The sequence below is a fragment of the Promicromonospora sp. NPDC050249 genome (assembly GCF_040656015.1).
Taxonomy (GTDB): Bacteria; Actinomycetota; Actinomycetes; order Actinomycetales; family Cellulomonadaceae; genus Promicromonospora.
This window is the reverse complement of sequence record NZ_JBFAKY010000005.1, coordinates 43019-66027: the sequence shown is the minus strand read 5'-3', so window position 1 is coordinate 66027 and position 23009 is coordinate 43019. Positions and strand designations below refer to the sequence as shown.

At 72.0% G+C, this 23009-nt stretch carries 20 protein-coding genes; 13 read left to right on the top strand and 7 right to left on the bottom strand.

Annotation, left to right across the window (positions count from 1 at the left end; genetic code table 11):
* The first annotated feature begins 129 nt into the window (after window positions 1-129).
* The 4 genes from AB0I32_RS05375 (at window position 130) to AB0I32_RS05360 (ending at window position 3768) form a co-directional block, all read left to right on the top strand.
* Complete coding sequence (locus AB0I32_RS05375) at window positions 130-429, top strand: hypothetical protein (RefSeq protein WP_357503642.1); 300 nt, start codon at window positions 130-132, stop codon at window positions 427-429.
* 140 nt (window positions 430-569) lie between these two features.
* The gene (locus AB0I32_RS05370; RefSeq protein ID WP_357503640.1) at window positions 570-950 is read left to right on the top strand and encodes a metal-sensitive transcriptional regulator; all 381 of its coding nucleotides are present in this window, start codon (window positions 570-572) and stop codon (window positions 948-950) included.
* A 47-nt stretch (window positions 951-997) separates the two neighbouring features.
* Window positions 998-1306 carry a cation transporter gene (locus AB0I32_RS05365; protein ID WP_116673181.1) on the top strand — a complete coding sequence of 103 codons (309 nt, stop codon included), beginning with the start codon at window positions 998-1000 and terminating at the stop codon, window positions 1304-1306.
* Between the two features lie 110 nt (window positions 1307-1416).
* The gene (locus AB0I32_RS05360) at window positions 1417-3768 is read left to right on the top strand and encodes a heavy metal translocating P-type ATPase (RefSeq protein WP_357503915.1); all 2352 of its coding nucleotides are present in this window, start codon (window positions 1417-1419) and stop codon (window positions 3766-3768) included.
* Window positions 3769-3781: 13 nt separating this feature from the next.
* On the opposite strand, the gene AB0I32_RS05355 is transcribed toward AB0I32_RS05360, so the two are convergent.
* Genes AB0I32_RS05355 through AB0I32_RS05340 form a run of 4 tightly spaced genes read right to left on the bottom strand, consistent with a single transcriptional unit; the run spans window position 3782 to window position 6426 of the window.
* Entirely contained in the window at window positions 3782-4591 is an 810-nt protein-coding gene (locus AB0I32_RS05355; RefSeq protein WP_357503638.1) for an ABC transporter permease, read from the bottom strand.
* Window positions 4588-5436, bottom strand: coding sequence for an ABC transporter ATP-binding protein (locus tag AB0I32_RS05350; protein ID WP_357503636.1), 849 nt, complete (start codon window positions 5434-5436; stop codon window positions 4588-4590). Before AB0I32_RS05350 ends, AB0I32_RS05355 begins: the two co-directional genes overlap by 4 nt.
* Complete coding sequence (locus AB0I32_RS05345) at window positions 5433-5735, bottom strand: transcriptional regulator (protein ID WP_357503634.1); 303 nt, start codon at window positions 5733-5735, stop codon at window positions 5433-5435. Before AB0I32_RS05345 ends, AB0I32_RS05350 begins: the two co-directional genes overlap by 4 nt.
* Window positions 5728-6426 (bottom strand): hypothetical protein, encoded by a 699-nt coding sequence (locus AB0I32_RS05340; RefSeq protein ID WP_357503632.1) that lies wholly within the window; start codon window positions 6424-6426, stop codon window positions 5728-5730. Before AB0I32_RS05340 ends, AB0I32_RS05345 begins: the two co-directional genes overlap by 8 nt.
* 181 nt (window positions 6427-6607) lie before the next feature.
* On the opposite strand from AB0I32_RS05340, the gene AB0I32_RS05335 reads away from it, so the two are divergent.
* The 3 genes from AB0I32_RS05335 to AB0I32_RS05325 all read left to right on the top strand — a co-directional run bounded on the left by AB0I32_RS05335 (window position 6608) and on the right by AB0I32_RS05325 (window position 11639).
* Window positions 6608-8095 carry a peptidase S10 gene (locus AB0I32_RS05335; RefSeq protein ID WP_357503630.1) on the top strand — a complete coding sequence of 496 codons (1488 nt, stop codon included), beginning with the start codon at window positions 6608-6610 and terminating at the stop codon, window positions 8093-8095.
* An 81-nt stretch (window positions 8096-8176) separates the two neighbouring features.
* Complete coding sequence (locus AB0I32_RS05330) at window positions 8177-8956, top strand: CPBP family intramembrane glutamic endopeptidase (RefSeq protein WP_357503628.1); 780 nt, start codon at window positions 8177-8179, stop codon at window positions 8954-8956.
* Window positions 8957-9095: 139 nt separating this feature from the next.
* The gene (locus tag AB0I32_RS05325; protein ID WP_357503626.1) at window positions 9096-11639 is read left to right on the top strand and encodes a lysylphosphatidylglycerol synthase transmembrane domain-containing protein; all 2544 of its coding nucleotides are present in this window, start codon (window positions 9096-9098) and stop codon (window positions 11637-11639) included.
* A 93-nt stretch (window positions 11640-11732) separates the two neighbouring features.
* Here the strand turns inward: AB0I32_RS05325 and AB0I32_RS05320 are convergent, their stop codons facing one another.
* Window positions 11733-12014 (bottom strand): HU family DNA-binding protein, encoded by a 282-nt coding sequence (locus AB0I32_RS05320; protein WP_116673175.1) that lies wholly within the window; start codon window positions 12012-12014, stop codon window positions 11733-11735.
* 274 nt (window positions 12015-12288) lie between these two features.
* Between AB0I32_RS05320 and AB0I32_RS05315 the strand changes: the two genes are divergently transcribed.
* A complete protein-coding gene (locus tag AB0I32_RS05315; protein ID WP_357503624.1) occupies window positions 12289-13749 on the top strand; it encodes an MFS transporter in 1461 nt (486 codons plus the stop codon).
* 190 nt (window positions 13750-13939) lie between these two features.
* Window positions 13940-16048 carry a glycosyl hydrolase family 28-related protein gene (locus AB0I32_RS05310; RefSeq protein ID WP_357503622.1) on the top strand — a complete coding sequence of 703 codons (2109 nt, stop codon included), beginning with the start codon at window positions 13940-13942 and terminating at the stop codon, window positions 16046-16048.
* 62 nt (window positions 16049-16110) lie between these two features.
* Here the strand turns inward: AB0I32_RS05310 and AB0I32_RS05305 are convergent, their stop codons facing one another.
* Window positions 16111-16839, bottom strand: coding sequence for a copper resistance CopC family protein (locus AB0I32_RS05305; protein WP_357503620.1), 729 nt, complete (start codon window positions 16837-16839; stop codon window positions 16111-16113).
* Window positions 16840-16931: 92 nt separating this feature from the next.
* Window positions 16932-19004 carry an NAD(+) synthase gene (locus AB0I32_RS05300; RefSeq protein WP_357503618.1) on the bottom strand — a complete coding sequence of 691 codons (2073 nt, stop codon included), beginning with the start codon at window positions 19002-19004 and terminating at the stop codon, window positions 16932-16934.
* A 186-nt stretch (window positions 19005-19190) separates the two neighbouring features.
* On the opposite strand from AB0I32_RS05300, the gene AB0I32_RS05295 reads away from it, so the two are divergent.
* The 4 genes from AB0I32_RS05295 (at window position 19191) to AB0I32_RS05280 (ending at window position 22940) form a co-directional block, all read left to right on the top strand.
* Window positions 19191-19487, top strand: coding sequence for a DUF4287 domain-containing protein (locus AB0I32_RS05295; RefSeq protein WP_357503616.1), 297 nt, complete (start codon window positions 19191-19193; stop codon window positions 19485-19487).
* A gap of 72 nt (window positions 19488-19559) precedes the next feature.
* Window positions 19560-20795, top strand: coding sequence for an amidohydrolase (locus tag AB0I32_RS05290; protein WP_357503614.1), 1236 nt, complete (start codon window positions 19560-19562; stop codon window positions 20793-20795).
* An 88-nt stretch (window positions 20796-20883) separates the two neighbouring features.
* Window positions 20884-22278 carry a histidine kinase gene (locus AB0I32_RS05285; RefSeq protein WP_357503612.1) on the top strand — a complete coding sequence of 465 codons (1395 nt, stop codon included), beginning with the start codon at window positions 20884-20886 and terminating at the stop codon, window positions 22276-22278.
* Window positions 22275-22940, top strand: coding sequence for a response regulator transcription factor (locus AB0I32_RS05280; protein WP_357503610.1), 666 nt, complete (start codon window positions 22275-22277; stop codon window positions 22938-22940). The genes AB0I32_RS05285 and AB0I32_RS05280 overlap by 4 nt, the downstream gene beginning before the upstream one ends.
* The last annotated feature ends 69 nt before the right edge of the window (window positions 22941-23009 follow it).

The window sequence follows — 23009 nt, the reverse complement described above, 5'->3', positions numbered from 1 at the left end:
GGGCTCCGCACCGGGATCCTCGACGGGGACTGTCCGTGGGGAGGTCTACCCACTGACCGCTATGCCAGGTTCTGTCACAATCTGCGAGCCCTGCGCACCGTGCGCAGGGTTCGAGATGAGGGAACGAACATGGTCTTCTTCGGCTGGGGCAGCAAGAGCAAGACTGCGCCGCTCGACGCGGGGCGAGCCCTGGTGCTGCGCTACTCGTACTTCCACCTGTTCTGGCTGCTGCGGGTCTCGTGGGGCCTGAAGTACAGCCTGGCGACAGCCACCGAGGCCGGGTGGGCGACGCGGCCGCTCTCGGACGAGGAGGCCATGCAGCTCGACGCGCCCAACAAGCTCACGCTCAACCTCTGGTGGCGCTGGGGCCTGGTGCTCTGGGCAGCGGTGGCGCTCGTCGCCATCATCATCGGCAACCTGACGCGCTGACCCCTCTGGTCGCCATCGGGACGTTCTCGTCGAGACGCCCACCTCCTGCTCGGCGAGGACCCCGGTGGCGAGCGGGCCCAGGCGCGAGCTCGCAGCCTGGGCGTTTGACTGTCTACCCCCTCGGGGTATCTGATGGAGGGATGACCGAGGCGACGGAGACCACCGAGGCGGCACTGGTCGCCGTCGGGCAGCATGACCACCACGAGCCGGACCACGGCTCGGCCGGTTCGCACGACGAACCGCACGGCTACGCGTCCGACAAGCCCGCTTACCTCAAGCGGATGCGCCGTATCGAGGGACAGGTGCGCGGCATCGCGCGCATGATCGACGAGGACGCGTACTGCATCGACGTGCTCACCCAGGTGAGCGCCGTGACGAAGGCCCTGCAGGCGGTGAGCCTCGCTCTGGTCGAGGATCACCTGGGGCACTGCGTGGTGGACGCGGCCAAGGCGTCCGACGACGATGGTGCCGCCAAGGTCAAGGAAGCCGCCGAGGCGATCGCTCGCCTCGTCCGCATGTGAATGCCAACCAGCCGCGTGCCGATCAGCCCGCCATCCGAGGAGACGATATGACCACCGTGACCAAGCTTGCCGTGACCGGTATGACCTGCGGGCACTGCGTGTCCGCCGTGACCAACGAGCTCAAGGGCGTCCCGGACGTCCAGGACGTCAGTGTCGAGCTGCACGCCGGCGACACCTCGCTGGTGCGCGTGATCTCCAAGCTGCCCCTTGCCGAGGCACCGCTGCGGGACGCGGTGGACGAGGCAGGCTACGACGTGACCGACGTCGAGGTGCTCGAGAACGCGGTAGCCGCCGAGTCGGCGGCGCAGGCCCCGGCCCGCCAGGCGAACCGGTCGCTGCCGATCATCTCGTCCTGAGCAGCCCAGGCCTCGAGGACGACCGCGTCCGACGCCCCACTCACAGGAGAACCGTGACTGTCGTTGAAGCGCCGCATCTCGTCGGCGAGGTCGAGCTCGCCGTGTCCGGGATGACCTGCGCCTCGTGCGTTGCCCGGGTCGAGCGCAAGCTCAACCGGCTCGACGGGGTCGCCGCCACCGTGAACCTGCCGCTGGAGTCGGCGCACGTCGTGCTATCGGAGGCGGTTACCGACCAGGACCTGGTCGACGCCGTCGAGTCCGCCGGGTACGAGGCACGGGTGACACGGCGCCGGACGTCGTCGGGCGCCGTAGCTGGGACGGGCGCCGTCGACGGGTCAGAGTCCGCCGACGGTTCGGACGAGACCCCGGGGGCGGTCGGCGCCGAGTACCGCGGCGCCGACCTCCTCCGCCGGCTGCGCGTCTCGGCGGCGCTGACGGCCCCTGTGCTGCTGCTGTCGATGGTTCCGGCGCTGGCGTTCCCTGGCAGCGAGTGGGCGGTCGCCGCCCTGGCTCTGCCCGTGGTCGCGTGGGGTGCCTGGCCGTTCCACACCGCCGCCGTGCGAGCCGCCCGGCACACGAGCTCCACCATGGACACGCTCGTGTCCATCGGTGTCCTCGCGGCGACCCTGTGGTCGCTGTGGGTGCTGGTCGCCGACACGCTCAGGCCGGCGGGTGAAGGTGCGGGCCCCGGACTGTACTTCGAGGTCGGCGCGGTGGTCACCACGTTCCTCCTGGCCGGGCGGTACGCCGAGCACCGGTCGCGGCGCCGCGCCGGAGACGCCCTGCGCGCCCTGCTGAGCCTGGGCGCCAAGGACGCGGAGCGCATCACGCTCGGCCCGGACGGCACGCCCCTGCGCCTCGCCGACGGCGGCTGGCGCACCGCTGCAGTGCCCGTCGCCGCCCTGCAGGTCGGAGACGTGTTCGCGGTCCGCCCCGGCGGAACCGTGGCCACGGACGGGACAGTGGTGGAGGGCACCTCAGCCCTCGACACCTCCCTGGTCACCGGCGAACCGGTGCCCGTCGACGTGACGCCCGGCGACGACGTCGTCGGCGGAACGGTGAGCACCTCGGGACACCTGCTCGTGCGCGCGACCCGCGTGGGTGAGGACACGATGCTGGCCCGTATCGGGCGGCTCGTCGCCCAGGCGCAGACGGGCAAGGCCCCTGTGGCGCGGCTCGCGGACCGCATCTCCGCGGTGTTCGTGCCGGTGGTGCTCGTGGTGGCCGTGCTGACGCTGGTCGGCTGGCTGGCCACGACCCGCGACGTCGAGGCGGCGTTCACCGCCGCCGTCGCGGTGCTGATCATCGCGTGCCCCTGCGCCCTCGGGCTGGCAACGCCGACGGCGATCCTGGTCGGCACCGGCCGCGGCGCCCAGCTCGGCGTGCTGATCCGCGGCCCGGAGATCCTGGAGAGCACGCGCCGCGTGGACACTGTGGTGCTCGACAAGACCGGCACCGTCACCGAGGGCCGCATGCGGGTGGTCGACGTGTGGGGCGCCGGACGGCAGCCCGCTGCGGCCGAGACCGTCGAGACCGACGCCAACCACCTCACCGACGCCCCGGACGTCCTGCGCTACGCGGCCGCCGTCGAGTCCCTGAGCGAGCACCCCATCGCGCAGGCGATCACCGCCGCCGGACGCTCGGCCGGCGAGCCGGAGACCGGGACGCCGCTCGAGGTCACGGGCTTCATCGCCCACCCGGGCGGCGGTGTCGAAGGTCTCGTCCGGCGTGCGCACTCCGGCCTGGCCCTCGGCGGGGCGCTGAACACCCGCCGTGTCCTGGTGGGCCGCCCCGCCTGGCTCGTCGAGCAGGGGGTGACCGTCCCGGAGGAGGTGCGGACCGCCGTCCGGCAGCAGGAGGAGTCTGGGGCCACCGCGGTGGCCGTGGCCTGGAACGGGGCCGCCCGCGGCGTGATCGCGCTGCGCGACCCGGCCAAGCCGACGTCGGCGCAGGCAGTCGCCGAGCTCCGGGAGCTGGGCCTGCGACCGTACCTGCTGACCGGCGACTCGGAGGGCGCCGCCCTCGTCGCCGCGCGGGCCGTCGGCATCCCCGACGCTGACGTCATAGCCCGCGTGCTGCCGGCGGACAAGGCCACGGTGGTGGCCCGGCTCCGGGCCGAGGGCCGCACGGTGGCGATGGTGGGCGACGGCGTGAACGACGCCGCCGCGCTCGCCACCGCCGACCTCGGTCTCGCCATGGGCACCGGGACCGACGTGGCGATCGAGGCGAGCGACATCACGCTGGTCCGCGGCGACCTGCGGGCCGCCGCGAGCGCCGTACGCCTGTCCCGGAAGACTCTGCGGGTCATCAAGCAGAACCTGTTCTGGGCGTTCGCGTACAACGTCGCGGCGATCCCGCTGGCGGCGGCGGGCCTGCTCAGCCCGATGATCGCGGGCGGAGCGATGGCGGCGAGCTCGGTACTGGTGGTGCTGAACTCCCTGCGGCTCCGCCGCGCGGAGTAGGGCGACCACCGGCTCAGCGGAAGCGACGGCCCTCGTCGTTGCGGTAGGCGACGATCGCGAGCACGACGAACAGCAGCGTCCACCCGGCCAGGACCGGGAGTGCCAGGGCGTAGGCCTCCGCGCCCGTCGTGGCCTGCACCAGCAGGTCGCGACCGGCCCGGGTGGGCGTTGCCATCGAGATCGCGTCGAGCCAGCCGGGGAACATCTGCGGCGGCAGGAAGAGCCCGCCCGCGAAGGCCAGCGGGAACAGGATGATCTGCACGACGGGCAGCGCCGCCTTGGCCGAGAGCGCGTACCCGATCGCCATACCCAGCAGCACGAACGGCACGGAGACGGCCAGGATGGTCCCGATACCGACGAGCAGCTGCCCGGGTGTCACGGTGGCCGCCGTGAAGAGCCAGCCGATGATGATCAGCGGCAGCACGCCGAACAGCGAGAAGATCCCGCCGTTCAGCACACGCGCCACCATCTGCGGGCCGGCCCCGGTCGGCAGCGACCGCAGGAACGGGTAGAACGGCAGCTGCCGGTCCTCGGCCACCCCGAGGCCGTAGGTGAACAGGCTCGCCGAGCAGACCGCGAAGAGCGCGAGACTGGCGACGGCGGTCGTCGCGAACAGGGGGTTGCCCGCGACCGCCGTCTGCGGCACGACGAAGAAGAACATCGACAGCGAAGGGAACAGCACGTTCCCGAGCACCGCGATGGGGATCCGGACGGTCTCCAGGAACTGGTACTTCAGGTGCAGCCAGGACAGCTTCAGGAAGGGCTGGGTGTGCCCGCTGCCTGTCCCGCTGCCCGACGTCGTCGTGCTCACCGCCGCGCTCATCGCACCGCTCCTTCTGTCGCCTCGTGGTTGACCAGCTGGCCGAACGCTTCCTCCAGGGACGCCCCGCGGATCTCCAGGTCGCGGAACTCCGCGCCGGAGGCGACCAGGTCCCGCACGAAGGCGTCCGAGTCGGGGACGAGGTGCTCCTGCCGCGTCCCGGCGGCGTCGGTGAACTGCACGCGGCGGGCGCCGACCCGGGAGAGGATCGTCTCGAGGGAGTCGTCGGCCAGCACCTTGCCGTGGTCGATCACGACCACGCGTTCCGCGAGCGCCTGCACCTCCTCCAGGTAGTGGGAGGTGAGCAGCACCGTCCCACCCTTGGCGTGGTACTCCCGGATGGCGTCCCAGAGCGCGGTGCGGCCGGAGACGTCGAGCCCGGTGGTCGGCTCGTCGAGCAGCACGACGCTCGGGCGGCCCACCAGGGACATGGCGACGGCGAGCCGCCGCTTCTGCCCGCCGGACAGCGAACCGGTCTGGCGCTTGCCCAGGTCGGCGAGCCCGAACTGCTCCAGCAGCTCGTCCGTCGCCACGGGGTCGGGGTAGTGGCCGCCCACGAAGTCGACGACCTCGCGGACCCGCAGCGTCGCGGGCAGGCCCGTCTCCTGCGGGGTCAGGCCGAGCACGGTGCGCGCCCGGGCGTCCCGCGGGTCGCGGCCGGTCAGGCGCACCACCCCGGCGTCGGGCCGCCGCTGGCCGCTGACCAGCGACAGCAGCGTGGACTTGCCGGCCCCGTTGGGGCCGAGCATGCCCACCAGCTCCCCGTGCCCCACCTCCAGCGAGACATCGTCGAGGGCGACGACGTCGCCGAAGCTCCGCGTCACACCCCTCACCTCAACCGCACTCATCCCTGTGCTCCCTTCAGAAGGTCCATCAGTGCCGCCTGGTAGTCCGCGAACGCGGTGCGGCCGGTATCGGTGAGGGCCAGGTAGGTCGCAGGCACCCTGCCCTCGTGGGTCTTGGTGACCCGCACGTACCCGGCGTCCTCCAGCTTGCGCAGGTGGGTCGACAGGTTCCCGGCGGTCATGTCGAGCAGCTTCCGCAGCTTGGGGAAGGCGACCTCGTCCCCGCGGCCCAGGGCCGCGAGCGAGGCCACCACCCGCAGGCGCGCGGGGGCGTGGATCACGGGATCGAGCTCCTCAGGCATCCCGCCCACCGCCCTCCGTCCACTCTCCGGTCCCGGGTGATCGACGCCGCGCGCGGATCACCTGCTCCACCGCGACCATGGCCAGGAACCCGCCACCACCCGCGACGGCCATCACGAGGTAGGTGTTCGGCATCCCGGCGAACGCGGCGAGCACCGCCGTGACCAGCATCCAGCCGCCGATGGCGTACATCCGGGTCTCCTCGAAGAGCATGCCGCCGGCGAGGTACAGGAGGCCGACGATCACGCACGCGAACCCGTTCGCGGCGATCGCCTGGACCTCGGTCGACGCACCCGCGTCTCCCATGGCGCCCAGCAGGACACCGAAGGCCGTGAACGCGAGGAACCAGGTCCAGCCGTACATCGCGCCGACCCGGGCGCTCGCACCGCGCGTGCCGGAGGTCCGGGTGACGCTGTGCACGACGGTGAGTCCCGTCGCGCCGACGATGCACCCGGCGAGCACCCAGCCGGCCCAGGCCGCTGGCACGCCCGTGTCGCGGGCCGTGGACCACATGGCCAGGTAGCCGATCAGCCACGCGAGGCCCCAGGCGCCGAACAGCACGCGACCGTCCGGTTCGGTAGCGTCCCGTGCCGCCTCCTGCTGCTGCCGGATCATCCGCAGCATCTCGGCGGGGTCGAGCCCCGCGGGGTCGCCCGGTTCCGCTGGTCTGTCCGACGTCGGGTCGCTCGCCATGGTGGGCTCCTCGCCTCTCAAACTGGTTTGTACTGCAAACCAGTTTGCCAGAGGGCCGATGTTGAGCGCAAGGGAGATCGGAGCTGCTGGCGGAGGCGGCACGGCACGCGGGCTGCCCCGCCGTGCTCGCGACCGAGGATTAAGCCTGGAGACCGCCCGTCCCGCGCGATAGGTTCCCGGCGTGACGGATGACGAGAAGAAGACCACCCAGCCCGGCGACACGACGGACACCCCGAAGAAGCCCGAACCCACCGACGACCTCGTCACCACGCGGCACACCCTGCACACCCCGCAGGGCGACCTGGCCTACAGCGCGACGACCGGCCGCGTGGTGCTGCGCCAGGAGGTCCACAAGGACGAGAAGTACGACGGCCGCAAGCCCAAGGCCGAGGTCTCGATCACGTACTACACGCTCGACGACGCCGACGTGACGCGCCGCCCGGTGACGTTCGCGTTCAACGGCGGCCCGGGCTCGTCGTCGGTCTGGCTGCACCTGGGGCTGCTCGGCCCGCGCCGGGTCGACTCGGGCGACGTCGGCAACCTGACCGCACCGCCGTACGGGCTGGTCGACAACCTGGAGACCCTGCTGCACGTCTCCGACCTCGTGTTCATCGACCCGGTCTCCACCGGCTACTCGCGGGCGACCGAGGGCGAGCAGGCCAAGCCGTTCCACGGGTTCACGGGTGACCTGGAGTCCGTGGGAGAGATCATCCGCCTGTGGACGAGCCGCAACGACCGGTGGATGAGCCCCAAGTTCCTCATCGGCGAGTCGTACGGCGGCACCCGCGGGGCGGCGCTGGCCGAGTACCTGCAGCAGCGCTTCGGGATGTTCTTCAACGGCGTCATGCTGGTGGCTCCGGCGCTGAACATGGAGGCCCTGTTCGACGGCGAGCACTCCAACCTGCCGCACCCCCTGTTCCTGCCGCTCTACGCCGCGACGGCGCAGTACCACGGCCTCCTCGGCGACCGCACGATGGACGACGTCGTCGCCGAGGCGCGGGACTGGGCGGAGACGTACGCCTCGGTCCTGGCCCGCGGGGCGCGCGTGCCCGACGACGAGCGTGCCGCCGCCGTCACGAAGATCGCCTCCCTGACCGGGCTCAGCGAGGACTACGTCGACCGCGCCAACCTGCGGCTCGAGCACACCCGCGTCTACGCGGAGCTGCTGCGCTCGCGCCGCCTGGTCACGGGCCGCCTCGACACCCGGTTCACCGGGCCGGCCGACCACTACATCCACGAGCAGATGCCGTACGACCCGTTCATGTCCGCCACGTCCGGGCCGTACACCGCGGCGCTGCACCACTACCTGCGGGGCGAGCTCGAGTACGAGAACGACGCGATCTACGAGGTGCTGTCCCGCCAGGTGCACCCCTGGTCGTACAAGGAGTTCGAGGGCCAGGCCGTCGACGTCGCCGACAAGCTCGCGACGGCGATGATCATCAACCCGCACCTCCAGGTGCACATCGCCATGGGCCGGTACGACGGCGGCGTCCCGGTCGAGGCCATCGAGTACAGCCTCGACCAGATGGCGATCCCGGCGTCCTACCGCGACCGCATCGAGACCCGGGTGTACCCGGCCGGCCACATGATGTACATCCACCAGGAGTCCCGGGTGGCGCAGGCGGCGGACCTCGCGGACTTCGTCAGGCGCGCCTCGAACCGGGCCTGAGCCAGGACCAGCGGGCCCGACGGCGACCGCCGCTGGGCGTGGGCACGGCCCGCGCCCAGCGGCGGCTGCTATAAACGGGCCGTGTCCTCCAACCGTCGTGTCGCCGCCGAGGTCTGGATAGTGCTCGGGCTCAGCCTGGGCCAGTCGGCGGTCTACGCGCTCGTCAACATCGCGGCCCGCCTCACCGCAGGCCCGCCGCTCGGCGAGCAGACCGCCACGCTCAACGCGAGCCAGTCCGAGCGCCCCTACCTCGACCTCGTCTACCAGCTGCTGAGCATCGGCTTCGCACTGGTGCCGGTGGCGCTGGCGCTGTACCTGCTCAGCGGGCCGGGCCGCAGCGCGGTCCGCAGCCTCGGCCTCGACCGGTCCCGCCCGGGCCGCGACCTCGGCTGGGGCGTGGCCCTGGCCGCGGCGATAGGCATCCCGGGGCTCGCGTTCTACGTCCTCGGGCGCGCGCTCGGCATCACCGTCGAGGTGCAGGCCAGTGCCCTGGACACCCACTGGTGGACCGTCCCGGTGCTGCTGCTCAGCGCGTTCCAGAACGGGCTGCTCGAGGAGGTGATCGCCGTCGGCTACCTCTACGAGCGCACGCGGGAGCTCGGCTGGAACCGGATGAAGTTCATCGTGGCCAGCTCGCTCCTGCGCGGGTCGTACCACCTGTACCAGGGCATCGGACCGTTCATCGGGAACGTGGTGATGGGCGTCGTCTTCTCGTGGTTCTACACGTCGCCGAGGTTCCAGCCCGACGGGCGGCGCCGCGTGATCCCGCTGGTCGTCGCCCATACCCTGCTCGACGTCGTGGCGTTCGTCGGCTATGCCTTCGTACCCGCGGAGTGGCGCGAGGCCCTGGGGATCCGCTGATCCCGGGCAGGGCAGTACGAGGGACTTCACCGACCTGACCTGACCCACTCCGACCCGCCCTGGCCCGTCCTGGAAAAGAAATGGGTGTCGCCACCGCTCCTCCGGTCATGTGCGGCCCAACCCCCTTAGAATCCGAGACATGTCCAACTCGAGCACCGGCCGCGTCGGCGCCGGTGCCGATCTGTCCGACGCTCCGGACACCGCGCCGGCCGGGTCCGACCCGGTCGACGTCGTCGACACGCCTGAGGAGCGTGTCCGGCACCCGCGTGCGCTGGTCTGGATGATCGGGTGCGCCCTGGGCGTCGCGGGCGTCCTGATCCTCTCGGTGGTCGCGCACGGCACCACGGAGGGCGTCACCGAGGACGTCCGGAGCTTCAACGACCTGCTGGCCGACATCCTGTTCGTCCCGGTAGCGGTGCTGCAGGGGCTGGTCAGCATGTTCGCCCCGGTGGCCGTGATGATCGAGCTGGCGGTCCGCCGCCTGGGCAGGCAGATCATCGAGTCGATAGTCGGCGCCGCCCTCGGCCTGGTGCTGGGTGTCCTCACCACCGTCCTGCTGCACCAGCTCGGCTCGGACGAGCTCGTGCGCGGTATGTCGGTGTGGGAGAGCGGCACCGGCTACGTGCTGGCCATCCCGGAGTACGCGGTCGCCCTGACGGCGATGCTCACGGTCGCTGGCCCCGCCACGCGACGCCGGACCGTCCGCATCTCGTGGAACCTGATGTTCGCGGCCCTGCTGATCGTGCTGATCACGGGCCAGGTCTCGCTGCCTGGGGTGCTCGTCGCGCTGCTGCTCGGCCGGCTCGCCGGATCGTCGGTGCAGTACGTGTCGGGCACGCGCAGCGAGCGCGCGTATGGGCCCGACCTCGTGACCGCCGTGCGCCGCGCCGGCTTCGTGCCGACGTCGCTGGCCCGGGTGCACGCGCAGCCCGTACCGACCGGCGACGAGGCCACCGCGTCCGCCGGGACCGGCACCCCGGACGCCACACCCGACGACCCGGTGGCGCTCGCCCTGAGCCGCGGGGACGGCAACCGCGTGTACGCCCTCTACTGCGACGACGGCGTCCGCCGTGACGTGGTGGTGCTCGACGGCGACCGCCAGGTCGTCGGGCTCATCACGCGCCTGTGGCGGGCCCTGCGCCTGCGCGGGATCGAGGGCCGGGCCGCCATCTCGCTCAAGGCAGTCGCCGAGCGCACCGCCCTCCTGTCCTACGCCGCGACCGCCGCCGGTGTCCGCACCCCCCGGCTCCTGGGGATCGGCGAGTTCGGCGACTCGATAGCGCTCGTCCTCGAGCACGCCTCCCCGGCGCTGTCGCTCCGCGACCTGCCCGACGACGACGTGGACGACGACGTCATCGCCGAGGCCTGGGAGCAGCTCGGCCGGGCCCACGCGGCGGGCCTCACGCACCGCGCGCTGACGCAGGACGTCCTGCTCACCCACCGCGACGCCAACGGCGACCCGCACGTGTGGATCACCGGCTGGGAGCAGGGCGACATCGCGTCGCCGCCGCTCTCACGACGCCTCGACCTCGTGCAGATGCTCGCCCTCATCGGGCTGCGGGTGGGGCCACGGCGCGCCGTCGCGTCGGCGGTCCGCGCGCTGCCCGACGCCGACATCGCCGCCATCGGGCCCCTGATCCAGTCGATAGCCCTGCCGCGGACCACCCGCGAGGAGGTGCGCCGGGCGAAGGGCCTCCTGGGCGAGCTGCGGGGCGCCCTGGTGGAGCGCCTGCCCGAGGCGAGCGTGCAGCCGCAGCGCATCTCCCGGTTCAGCGCGCGCACCGTGCTCACCACGACGCTGATGATCATCGCGGTCGCCGTGATCGTGACCACCATCAACTTCAACGAGATCGCGGAGGCCGTGCGCGCGGCCAACCCGTGGTGGATCGCCGTTGCGTTCGCGCTCGCCGTCCTCACCTGGTTCGGCGCCGGGCTCACGCTCGTCGCGTTCTCACCGGTCCGCGTGCCGATCGTGCGAGCCACGTGCACTGCCGCGGCGGGCTCGTTCGTCGCTCTGGCGGCTCCCGCCGGCATCGGCCCGGCGGCGCTGAACCTGCGCCTGCTGACGCAGCGCGGGGTGACCATGTCGATGGCCGTCGCCACCGTCGCGCTGGTCCAGGTGTCGCAGTTCGTCGTCACGGTGCTGCTGCTCGTCGCCCTGTCGATCTTCACGGGGTCGGGCGCCCTCGTGGAGCTGCCGTCGCCCGCGGTGCTGATCACCCTGGCAGGCATAGCGGTGGTCGTCGTCGCGACGCTGCTGGTGCCGCCGGTACGGCGGTGGGGCATGGGGTACATCGCACCGAGGCTGCGGCAGGTGTGGCCCCGCCTGGCCCAGATGCTGAGCCACCCCGGCCGGCTCGCGCTCGGTGTGGCGGGGAACCTGATCATGACGTTGGGCTACATCATCGCCCTGTGGTGCTGCCTCGCGGCGTTCGGGCAGTCGCTCTCGCTGGTCGACATCGCCCTGGTCAACCTCGTGGGCAACGCGCTCGGCGCGCTCATCCCGACCCCCGGCGGTCTGGGCGGTGTCGAGGGCGCCCTGACGGCCGGTCTGACGGCCGCCGGTGTGCCGGCCACCATCGCGTTCTCCGTGACCATCCTGTACCGCCTGTGCACCTACTGGGGCCGCGTGCCGATGGGCTGGCTGGCGATGAAGTACCTGGAGCGCAAGGGCGACCTCTGAACGCGACGCCTGCCGCACCCCGGACATACGAAGGCCCGACCCCCGTACTGGGAGCCGGGCCTTCGCCTCGCTACAAAAATCAGCGGCGAAGCGTCACTTCGCGACGGCCTTCTTCAGCAGCGAGCCGGCGCTGATCTTGACACCGAAGTTCGCCGGGATCTGGATCTCCTCGCCGGTGCGCGGGTTGCGACCCGTGCGGGCGGCACGCTCGACGCGCTCGGCCGAGAGGAAGCCAGTCACCTTGACGGCCTCGCCCTTGGCGAGCGACTCGATCAGCACCTCCTGGAAGGCGTTGAGCGCGGCCTCGGCCTCGGTCTTGTTGATCTCGGCCTTGCTGGCGATGGCCGAGACGAGCTCGGACTTGTTGAGCGACATGCGGTTCCCTTCTTCGGTCACGTCGTGCGGCGGTACCCGCCCGACGACGAGGCCCCATACTGCCAGCAGATCGGCAGGAATTCGCGGAGAACGGGTACTTCCACGGCGAGTCGTGGGTAACTTTCTGCTCTCAGAGGACGCGAACCTGTGTACGAGCCTGTGGACGACGACGGTGAAGGGCCTCCCGGAGCAGTGTCACCCCGCACTATCCGATGACTTCCGCAACCCATAGGCGTCTACCGTTCCAGTAGTCCCGCGCCAATGAGAGGAAATCGTGGAGAAACCGCCGAACGAGCTTCCGGCCACCGCCGGAGGCGTCGTGAACACCTCCCAGGACGCCTCCGACGACACCTCTGCGGGCACCGCAGGGCCCGCTGCTCCGGCCCCCGCGGACGCCCCGCACGCGCGCCGCAACCTGGTCGTGCTCGTGTTCAGCAACCTGCTGGCCGGAGTCGGCGTCGCCTCCGGTGCTGCCGTCGGTGCGCTGCTCGCCGAGAGCCTCGGCGGCACCTCCATGGCCGGCCTCGCACAGGCCGTCGGCGTGCTCGCCGCTGCCGTCGCCTCGATCCCGCTCGCGACGCTCGCCCAGGTGCGCGGACGCCGCTGGGCGCTGTCGCTCGGCTACGCCCTCTCCACGGTGGGTGCGCTGCTCATCGTCACGGCGGCCGTCGTGGGGCAGCTCGTCGTGCTGCTCGTGGGCCTCACGCTCTACGGCGTGGCCAACGCGACCAACCTGCAGTCGCGGTACGCGGCGGCGGACAACGTGGGTTCGGGTACCCGGGCCCGGACCATGTCGGTGGTCCTGTGGTCCACCACCGTCGGCTCCGTCGTGGGGCCCAACCTCGCGGCGCCCGGTGCGGTGGTCGGCAGCGGGTTCGGCGTGCCGGCCCTCGGCGGCCCGTACCTCTTCTCGATCGTCGCGTACCTGCTGGCCGGGCTGGTGCTCGCGGCCCTGTACCGGGACCCGGTGAGCAACGCGGCGGTGGGCACTGCGGTCGCGGCCGCCACCACCGCCGTCGGGCGGATCGGCAAGCGTGCTGACCGCGCCGCGCGCGCCGAGCCCCGGCGGACCGGGGCCCTCTCGGCGCTGCGGTGGGCCTGGGCGCACCCCAGGGCGCGGTTCGCGGTGGTGACCACCGCTGTCGCGCACGGCGTGATGATCATGGTGATGGTGATGACGCCGGTGCACATGCAGCACGGCGGGATGTCGCTGCAGCTCGTGGGCATCGTGATCAGCCTGCACGTGCTGGGGATGTTCGCGTTCAGCCCGGTGTTCGGGTGGCTGTCCGATCGCTTCGGCCCGCTGCGGGTCGCCGTCGGCGGGCTGCTGCTGCAGGGTGCTGCGGTGGTCCTCGGCTTCCTGGCCGCGGCGATGGTGCCGGACGCCGACGCGGGTTCCGGCGCGCACGCAGGCGAACATGCAGGACACAGCGCCGCCGGCCCGGCGCTCGATACCGAGGTGCTCACGGCGGTGGCCCTCGTGCTGCTCGGGCTCGGCTGGTCGGCGTGCGTCATCGCGTCGTCGGCGGTGCTGGCGTCCGTGGCGGAGCCGCAGGTCAAGCTGCCGCTGCAGGGCGCAACGGATGCGCTGATGAACTACTTCGGCGCAGGCGCCGCCGCCCTGGCCGGCCCGCTCCTCGCGTGGGGCGGGTTCCAGGCGGTGAACACGGCGGGCGCCGTCCTGCTCCTGCCCGCCGTGGTGACGGTGATCCTGGCGGTCCGGGCACCGCGGTAGCGCGGCGCCAGCACGCAACCACTTGCATCACTGATGCAAGAAGTCGATGTATATCTGAAGAATTTCGATAGAAGTGGTTGCCTGGGCCCGGTCCCCGACCTACGCTCGGCATGCGGCAGCGCAGCCGCCCGGCCCTCGGCCGGCGCCAGCCAGTCGGCCCTGGGCCGGCCCCTACAGAGTCGAGTCGACGATGACACGCCTTGCTCCCCCACCTCGTCCCGCCCGGACCCGACGATCCCTCGACGCGCGGCTCGCCGCGGGCGTGGTGGCCGGCGTCCTTCTCGCGACCGCTGCCACGACGGCGACGGCGTCCGCCACGTCGCGGCCCGACCCGGCGGACGACCCGGTCGTCACCCGCGCCGGGCTCGACCCCGCGCTCGTCGCCGGCCGCGGGGCGGACGTGCCGTTCCTCGAGCAGGAGGCGGAGCACGCCGTCACCACCGGCACCGTGCTCGCCCCGAGCCGGGACGCCTACACGCTCGCGGCGGAGGCGTCAGGGCGCTCGGCCGTACAGCTCACCGAGGGTGAGTACGTCGACTTCACCCTGCCCGCCGACGCGGACGCGATCACCGTGCGCTACTCGATCCCCGACGCCCCGGAGGGCGGCGGGATCACGTCGCCGCTGGACGTACGGGTGCTGCGGGCGCACCGCGGCCACCTCACGCCCGCGGGACCGGCCCGAGCGCTGCGGCTGACCTCCGAGTACGCCTGGCTGTACAACGCGTACCCGTTCACCAACGACCCGCGGGCCGACCTCACGCAGCCCGACTGGTGGTACCCGGAGTGCGCCTGCGTGCCGGGCACCACGACGCCCGACTGGCTCGTCAAGCCGTTCCGCCCCAGCCACTTCTACGACGAGCAGCGCCTCCTGCTCGGCAAGACCTACCGCGCCGGCGACGTGGTGCGCCTCTCGGTCCCCCGCGGCGCCACGGCGGACCACACGACGATCGACCTGCTCGACTCCGAGCTCGTCGGACGGCCGGAGGCCAGGCCCCGCGGGGCGGTGAGCGTGCTGCGGTTCGGCGCCGACCCGACCGGCCGCCGGGACTCCGGTGCCGCGTTCCAGCGCGCCGTCGACTGGGCGTCGGCCCACGACCGCACCCTGTGGATCCCTGCGGGCACCTTCCAGGTCAACCGGCACGTCGTGGTCGACGACGTGACCGTCCGGGGCGCGGGGAGCTGGCACTCGATCGTCCGCGGCCGGGAGGTCGAGCTGGCCGAGCCGGCGCCCGACGGTTCGGTGCACACCGGCGTCGGCTTCTACGGGAGGTACGCCGAGGACGGCGGCTCGGCCGACGTGCACCTGTCCGGCTTCGCGATCGTCGGGGACGTCCGCGAGCGCATCGACACCGACCAGGTCAACGGCATCGGCGGGGCGATGAGCGACTCCACCGTCTCCGACCTGTACATCCACCGCACCAAGGTGGGCCTGTGGTTCGACGGCCCGATGTCGAACACGCACGTCTCCGACGTCGTCGTCGCCGACCAGATCGGGGACGGCGTGAACTTCCACCGCGGCGTGACCGGCTCGTCCGTGACGAACAGCTTCTTCCGCAACACGGGCGACGACGCGCTGGCGATGTGGGCGCAGGTCGACCAGAACAGCGGCAACACGTTCGCCCGCAACACCGTGCAGACGCCGGTGCTGGCGAACGGCATCGCGATCTACGGGGGCCGCGACATCACCGTCGAGGGCAACCTCGTCGCCGACCCGGTGCGCGAGGGTTCCGGGCTGCACGCCGGTGCGCGCTTCGGCGCGGAGCCGTTCGAGGGCACGCTCACGTTCCGCGACAACACGACCGCGCGGGCGGGCGGCCTCGACCTGAACTGGCGGATCGGCCTCGGATCGCTCTGGTTCTACGCGCTGGACCGCAGCATCGACGCGGACATCACCGTCACCGGCGACCACTACCTCGACAGCACGTACAACGCGATCATGCTCGTCACGGAGTTCGGCGTGAAGGACGAGCACCGGATCGACGGCGTGCGGGTCCGGGACGTCCGGGTCGACGGCGCTGGGACCTCGGTGGTCAGCGCCCGGACGGCGGGGTCGGCGTCGTTCGAGAACGTCGACGCGCGCAACGTCGGCTGGGCCGGGGTGAACAACTGCGGGGCGTTCAACTGGGACTTCGAGAACGGCTCGGAGTTCACGGTCACCGACCTGGGCGGCAACGACGGGCAGACGATCACACCGTGGGGGGACGGACCCGCGAACTGGCTGACCCGCTATCTGCCGAACGTCATCAGCTGCAACGACACCCCGACGGTCGTGGCACCGCCGGCCCCGTCGCCGTGGTGAGCTCTTCCCACATGCAGAACCTCAGGTCACGCACGTGACCTGAGGTTCTGGCGGGTTTGCGGTCAGACGCGGGGCTTGCCGTCCGGGTTCGCGTTCGGCTTCTCGCCCTCCGGGCCCTCGGGGTCGTGCTCGTGAGCCTGACGCAGGCGGTCGTTCTCGAGGATCTTGCGCCGCATCATCACCACAAGGCCCAGCACGACGAGCACCGCCGCGACGATCCCGCCGGTGACGGCCAGCCCGCTGGTACCCGCACCGTTGCCGGCACCGGCCAGCTCTGACGGCGTGGTCGGCTGCGCGGTGTCGGTGGGCTCGGCCTCCTGCGTGGACAGCTCGTCCTCTTCGGTGGCCACGGCGCTCGGGGTCGCCGTGGGTTCGGCCGCGGCCTCCACCGTGTAGCCGAACTCGCCGTCGATCGGGTGACCGTCGGAGGAGACGACGTGCCATGCGACGTCGTAGCGGCCGGCAGGCAGGTCGTCGGCGAGCTGCGCGGTCACGACCTTGTCGTCGACCTGGATGTCCTGGCCCTGTGCTGTGACGCCGTCCGGACCGACCAGGGCGACCTCGATACCCGTGTCGAGCGGCGCCGAGCTGAACGTGAGCGAGATGCTCGCCGGGTGCTCGTCGAGCGTCGCGCCGTCCTTCGGATCGGACGACAGGAGCTGGTCGTGAGCGCTCGCCGGACCAGCCATCAGCAGGAGTGCCGCAAAGGTGAGCACGGCCGCGAACACGGTGATCACACGGACGAGGCGACGGCTACCGGGCCGAGCCAGGGCGACGGAGACAGCAGGCATACGAGGCACCCTACCCGCCAAGGATGTGGGCGTGATCGTCGCGACGGGAAGTCCGCTTCGGGCGCAACGATCACGCTCACAGCAAAGAGACCTCAGGCCTGTGGAACGTTTTTCTCGAGCTCCGCCAGCCAGGCCGCGGGGGTCGCGTCCGAGGGCATCCGCCAGTCGCCGCGGGGCGACATGGTGCCGCCCGGGGACACCTTCGGGCCGTTCGGCAGGGCCGACCGCTTGAACTGCGAGGCGAAGAACCTGCGCACGAACACGTCGAGCCAGCGCCGGATCGTCGCCAGGTCGTAGGCGGTGCGCCGCGCGGCGGGGAAGCCGGGCGGCCAGTCGCCGTCGTCCACCGCGTGCCAGGCGTGCCAGGCCAGGAACGCGATCTTCGACGGACGGAAGCCGTAGCGCAGCACGTGGAACAGCGTGAAGTCCTGCAGGGCGTACGGGCCGACCGTCGCCTCGGTGGACTGCGGCGTCTCGCCCTCCTCGGTGGGGATCAGCTCGGGGGTGATCTCCTGCTCCAGGATCTCCGTCAGGACGGCGTTGACCGGGCTGTCCGCGTCCGGTGCGAACTGGCCGCTGTCGACGGTCCAGCGGATGAGGTGCTGGATCAGCGTCTTCGGCACGCCCGCGTTCACGCCGTAGTGCGACATCTGGTCGCCGACGCCGTACGTGCACCAGCCGAGTGCCAGCTCGGAGAGGTCACCCGTGCCGAGCACTATGCCGCCGCGGTGGTTCGCGAGCCGGAACAGGTAGTCGTAGCGCAGGCCCGCCTGGACGTTCTCGAAGGTGACGTCGTACTGCTTGACGCCGTCCGAGTACGGGTGGTCCAGGTCCCGCAGCATCTGCTCGGCGGCCGGACGGATGTCGAGCTCCTGGAACGTCACGCCGAGCGCCTCGGCGAGCCGGATCGCCCGGTCCTTGGTCTCCTTGCCCGTGGCGAAGCCCGGCATCGTGAACGCGTGGATGTCGGTACGCGGCCTGCCGAGCCGGTCCATGGCCTTGGCCGCGACGATCAGGGCGTGCGTGGAGTCGAGTCCGCCGCTGACGCCGATCACGATCTTCGGCTGACCGATGGCGCGCAGACGCTGCTCGAGCCCGGTGACCTGGATGTTGTAGGCCTCGTAGCAGTCCAGGGCCAGCCGCTCGGCGTCGTCGGGCACGAAGGGGAAGCGGTCGACCTTGCGCCGCAGGCCGATGTCGCCCTGCGGCGGCTGGACGCTGAACGAGATCTCCCGGAATCCGCCGTCGTCACCGGCCGAGCCCGCCGCGACCATCCCCAGACCGCGCCGGTTGTCGTCGAACGTGCCCTGCCGGAGCCGTTCCTGGCGCAGGCGGTCCAGGTCGACGTCGACCACGGTGGCGCGGGCGCCGTCGGGGAAGCGTTCGGTCTCGCCCAGCAGGTCCCCTGCCTCGTAGACCATCGTCTGGCCGTCCCACGACAGGTCGGTGCTGGACTCGCCCTGGCCGGCGGCCGTGTAGACGTAGGCGGCGCTGCAGCGGTAGCTCCCGCTGCGGACGACCAGCCGCCGGTCCTCGGCGCGCGCCACGGTGACGGGGCTCGCCGACAGGTTCAGCAGCACCGTCGCGCCCGCGAGCGCCGCCAGCGCGCTCGGTGGCACGGGCACCCACATGTCCTCGCAGACCTCGACGTGGATGGCGAGGCCGCGTACGTCGTCGGCCCGGAAGATCAGGTCGGCGCCGATCGGCACCTCCTCGCCGAGCAGGGTGAGGGTGCCGCGGTGCTCGTCACCGGACGCGAACTGGCGCTTCTCGTAGAACTCGCGGTAGTTCGGCAGGTAGGACTTGGGCGCGACGCCGAGGATCCGGCCCCGGTGCACCACGACGGCGGTGTTCAGCAGGCGGCTGCCGACCAGCAGCGGCGCGCCGACGACGATCATCGTGCTCAGCTCGAGGCTGGCCTGCCGGATGCCGGCGAGCGCGTCGAGCACCGACTCGAGGAGGACGTCCTGCATGAACAGGTCGTCGATCGCGTAGCCGCTCAGGCAGAGCTCGGGGAACACCGCTACCGCTACGCCGTCGTCGTTCAGCTGCCGTGCCTGGTCCAGGACCATCGCGGCGTTCGCGGCGGGGTCGGCGACGGCGACCGGGATGGTGCAGGCCGCGACCCGGGCGAACCCGTGGGCATAGGCGTTGTAGAAGTCCACGGTTCGAGTCTATGGATACGGCTGCCGGGGACGACCCGGCCGCGCGAGGACGGGGTTGTGTTCGGGCCGGATGCCCTCGACGAACACCACCCCGTTCTCACCGATGAGTCCCGCCTGTCGACGGCGTCTGTCCTGGTAGATAGTGGTACCGACCGGCGCCTCACCCCAGTACGAAGGGACCGTCCCATGTCATTCCAGGCCTACCTCGACGCCGTCGAGACCAAGACCGGGCACACGCCGCGCGAGCTCATCAAGCTTGCCGAGGAGCGCGGGTTCGACGCGTCCACCAAGGCGACCCCGATCCTCGAGTGGCTCAAGGAGGACTACGGCCTGGGCCGCGGGCACGGCATGGCCCTCGTCCACGTCATCACCAAGGGGCCGCGGATCAGCACGAAGCACGTGGGCACCTCGGGCTCGCACAGCGACGAGTCCGACACGCTCTGGCTCGACGGGAAGGCGACCAACCCGGCGACCACGGGCTGACACCCGCCGGAACGGGCGCCCGCCGCCACGAGTGTGTCCCGGCACGTCGTTACTCCGGGTAATGATGTACCCATGACAACCCGCTCCAGCATCGCCATCGTCAACGCCCACGTCGTCCCCGTCGCCTCCACCGTCATCGAGAACGGCACGGTCCTCATCGAGGACGGCGTCATCACCGCCGTCGGACCGGACGTGGCAGTGCCGGAGGGCACGCGGACGATCGACGCGGAGGGCCGGTGGCTCCTGCCCGGGTTCGTCGAGGGGCACGGCCACCTCGGCGTCCACGAGGAGGGCGAGGGCTGGGCGGGCAACGACACCAACGAGATGACGGACCCGAACGGGTCCGCGTTCCGCGCGCTCGACGCCATCCAGGTGGACGAGGACGGCTTCCGTGACGCACTCGCCGGCGGCGTGACTACCGCGGTCATCAAGCCCGGCTCGGGCAACCCGATCGGCGGGCAGACCGTCGCGATCAAGACCTGGGGCGGCCGTACCGTGGACGAGCAGGTGATCAGTGACTCGGTGTCGGTCAAGAGCGCGCTCGGCGAGAACCCGAAGCGGGTCTACGGTGACAAGAAGCAGCTCCCGTCCACCCGCCTGGGTGTCGCCAACGTGATCCGCGCGGCCTTCGTCGACGCCCAGAACTACGTCGCCAAGCGGGACGCCGCCGCTGCCGAGGGCAAGCCCTTCGAGCGGGACCTGGGTAAGGAGACGCTGGCGCGCGTCCTCGCGGGCGAGCTCGCCTGGGACCAGCACACGCACCGCGCCGACGACATCGCGACGGCCATCCGGCTCTCGGAGGAGTTCGGCTACCGGCTCGTCATCAACCACGGCACCGAGGGTCACCTCATCGCCGACGTGCTCGCCGAGAAGGACATCCCGGTCATCTACGGCCCGATGTTCGTCTCCCGGTCCAAGGTCGAGGTGCGGCAGCGCGCGAACCGCAACATCGCGGTGATGGCGGCGGCCGGCGTGCGCGTCGCGATCACCACCGACCACCCGGTGATCCCGATCAACTTCCTGGTGCACCAGGCGTCGTTCGCGGCCCGCGACGGGCTGCCGCGCGAGACCGCCCTGGCGGCGATCACGACCAATCCAGCGGAGTTCCTCGGCCTCGACGACCGGGTGGGCGCCATCAAGGAGGGGCTCGACGGCGACGTCGTGCTCTGGTCGGGCGACCCGCTCGACACCGACTCCCGGGCCGAGCACGTCTTCATCACCGGCACCGAGGTGTACACCTGGGACCCGGACGCCGACGGCGGGCGCGGCGCAGGCCGGGTGGTCGAGCGCTCGGCCCGCTTCGCCTGACCAGGGCCGCCCTCCCGGCACCCGGGTACGACACGCACCGGTACCGCGGTCGGACGCGTCCGGGCCCGCCCGGGCGTAGCGTGCGAGCATGCTGGGCACCACCCGTCCCACGAGCGACCCCCTCCCGGACCCGCACGCCCCCGGACCGTTCGACCGCGCGCGACCACGCGTGTTCGTCGCGGTCGCCGTGGCGTTCGCCGCCAACCTGGGTTCGCTCGGTGCCGCGCGCGGCCAGGCCTGGGCCTCGGAACCCGGCCTCCTCGGGTTCCTCCTGCTGCTGGTCGCGCCGGCGGCGCTGCTGTTCCTGCTGCCCCGGCGCCCAGCGCTCGCCGCTGCGCTCGCCGTCGCGGCGACCGTCGCGTTCCTGCTGCTCGGCTACCCGTGGGGACCTGTCTTCCTCGGGCCGGTCGCCGTGCTCGCCGGCGTCATGCTCAGCGGCGACGCGCGCCGGGCCCGCCTGATCGCGTGGTCGGGCGCGGCCCTGCTCGCCGGGGGCGTGAGTGCCGTCGCCACGCTGATCGCACCGCGCGTCGAACAGGCCCTGACCGATGAGCCGCGACCGCCGCGCAGCGAGTGGGGCCCTGGTCACGGCCCGGGCTGGGGCGCCGACGACGGCGGCTGGTTGCTGAGCCCTGGCTCGCTCGTCGCGGCGGCCGCATGGCTGGCCGTCGTGCTGCTCGTCGCGAGCGCCGCGCGGGACCGGATCACGCGGCGGGTGGCGGCGCGAGCGGCGGCCCGGGCCACCGCAGCGGAGCGCGAGCGCACCGCCGTCGCCTCGGAGCGGCTCCGGATCGCGCGGGAGCTGCACGACGTCCTCGCCCACTCCCTGTCGGCCATCAACGTCCAGGCCGGGGTGGGTCTGCACCTGCTCGAGAAGAATCCAGGACAGGCCAGGGAGGCGCTGTCCAACATCCGCGACACCAGCAAGGACGCCCTCGCGGAGGTCCGCACGGTGCTGGGCATAGTCCGTGAGGGCGCCTCCCCACCCGCCCAGGACACGCTGCACGACGGCGCCGCCCCGCTCACCCCCACCTGGGACCTCACCGGCCTGCACGCCCTGGCCGCCCAGGCCAGGGCCGAGGGGCTCGACGTCACCGTCGAGCTCGCCGCCGACGTGAGCGGCCTGCCCGACCACGTCGTCGGCGTCGTGCACCGCGTGGTGCAGGAGTCGCTGACCAACGTGCGCAGGCACGCGCCCTCGGCCCGCCGGGTCACCCTGCGGGTGACCAGGCACGACGGCGTCGAGGTGGTGGTGGCCGACGACGGCCTCCCCGCCGGAGGACCAGTCGAGCCCGGCTACGGGCTCCTCGGGATGCGCGAACGGGTGGAGGGCGCAGGCGGGTCGCTCACAGCCGGGCCCCGTGGGGACGGCACCGGGTGGGAGGTCCGTGCAAGGCTCCCGGTACCCGATGGCTCGCCCCAGGTTTCGACAGGCTCAGCCGCCGACGCATCAGACACATCCCAGACCGGAGACACCGCATGATCGACGTCCTGCTTGCCGACGACCAGGCGCTGGTGCGCGGCGGGTTCCGCGCGCTCATCGACTCCGAGGACGACATGCGCGTCGTCGCGCAGGCGGCCACCGGCGACGCCGCGGTGGCGCTCACCCTCGAGCACCTGCCCCAGGTGGTGCTCATGGACATCCGGATGCCAGGCCTGGACGGGCTGGAGGCGACGCGGCGGATCATCGCCGAGCCGCGGGCGGCGGGTGTGCACGTGGTGGTCGTCACGACGTTCGAGCTCGACGAGTACGTCACGGAGGCCATCCGTGCCGGCGCCTCGGGGTTCCTCGTCAAGGACACGGAGCCGGCCGAGCTGGTGCGGGCGGTGCGCGTGGCGGCGTCGGGCAACGCGCTCCTGTCGCCGACGGTGACGCGGCGGCTGCTGGCCAAGGTCGCGGAGGCGACGCGCGACGTCCGGCCGGTGCCCGCGCTCGCGGAGCTCACGCCGCGTGAGCGCGAGGTGCTCGTCGAGGTGGCCGGCGGGCTGGCGAACGACGAGATCGCCGGCAGACTGTACCTCTCCGAGTCGACCGTGAAGACGCACGTCTCCCGGGTGCTCATGAAGACCCGTTCACGCGACCGCGCCCAGCTCGTGGTGCTCGCGTACGAGGCTGGGCTGGTGCGGCCGGGGTGGGCGGGCTGAGCGACCGAGCCGACCCGGCACCACGGGTGTAGGGGAGCAGGTACGCGGGGCTGACGACCCCGGCGTCGG

What these genes read in the sequence shown, in the direction of transcription:
- AB0I32_RS05375 (WP_357503642.1), top strand. Translation starts at nt 130, where the DNA reads ATGGTCTTCTTCGGCTGGGGCAGCAAGAGCAAGACTGCGCCGCTCGAC.
- AB0I32_RS05370 (WP_357503640.1), top strand. Translation starts at nt 570, where the DNA reads ATGACCGAGGCGACGGAGACCACCGAGGCGGCACTGGTCGCCGTCGGG.
- AB0I32_RS05365 (WP_116673181.1), top strand. Translation starts at nt 998, where the DNA reads ATGACCACCGTGACCAAGCTTGCCGTGACCGGTATGACCTGCGGGCAC.
- AB0I32_RS05360 (WP_357503915.1), top strand. Translation starts at nt 1,417, where the DNA reads ATGACCTGCGCCTCGTGCGTTGCCCGGGTCGAGCGCAAGCTCAACCGG.
- AB0I32_RS05355 (WP_357503638.1), bottom strand. Translation starts at nt 4,591, where the DNA reads ATGAGCGCGGCGGTGAGCACGACGACGTCGGGCAGCGGGACAGGCAGC.
- AB0I32_RS05350 (WP_357503636.1), bottom strand. Translation starts at nt 5,436, where the DNA reads ATGAGTGCGGTTGAGGTGAGGGGTGTGACGCGGAGCTTCGGCGACGTC.
- AB0I32_RS05345 (WP_357503634.1), bottom strand. Translation starts at nt 5,735, where the DNA reads ATGCCTGAGGAGCTCGATCCCGTGATCCACGCCCCCGCGCGCCTGCGG.
- AB0I32_RS05340 (WP_357503632.1), bottom strand. Translation starts at nt 6,426, where the DNA reads ATGGCGAGCGACCCGACGTCGGACAGACCAGCGGAACCGGGCGACCCC.
- AB0I32_RS05325 (WP_357503626.1), top strand. Translation starts at nt 9,096, where the DNA reads ATGTCCAACTCGAGCACCGGCCGCGTCGGCGCCGGTGCCGATCTGTCC.
- AB0I32_RS05320 (WP_116673175.1), bottom strand. Translation starts at nt 12,014, where the DNA reads ATGTCGCTCAACAAGTCCGAGCTCGTCTCGGCCATCGCCAGCAAGGCC.
- AB0I32_RS05310 (WP_357503622.1), top strand. Translation starts at nt 13,940, where the DNA reads ATGACACGCCTTGCTCCCCCACCTCGTCCCGCCCGGACCCGACGATCC.
- AB0I32_RS05305 (WP_357503620.1), bottom strand. Translation starts at nt 16,839, where the DNA reads ATGCCTGCTGTCTCCGTCGCCCTGGCTCGGCCCGGTAGCCGTCGCCTC.
- AB0I32_RS05295 (WP_357503616.1), top strand. Translation starts at nt 19,191, where the DNA reads ATGTCATTCCAGGCCTACCTCGACGCCGTCGAGACCAAGACCGGGCAC.
- AB0I32_RS05290 (WP_357503614.1), top strand. Translation starts at nt 19,560, where the DNA reads ATGACAACCCGCTCCAGCATCGCCATCGTCAACGCCCACGTCGTCCCC.
- AB0I32_RS05285 (WP_357503612.1), top strand. Translation starts at nt 20,884, where the DNA reads ATGCTGGGCACCACCCGTCCCACGAGCGACCCCCTCCCGGACCCGCAC.
- AB0I32_RS05280 (WP_357503610.1), top strand. Translation starts at nt 22,275, where the DNA reads ATGATCGACGTCCTGCTTGCCGACGACCAGGCGCTGGTGCGCGGCGGG.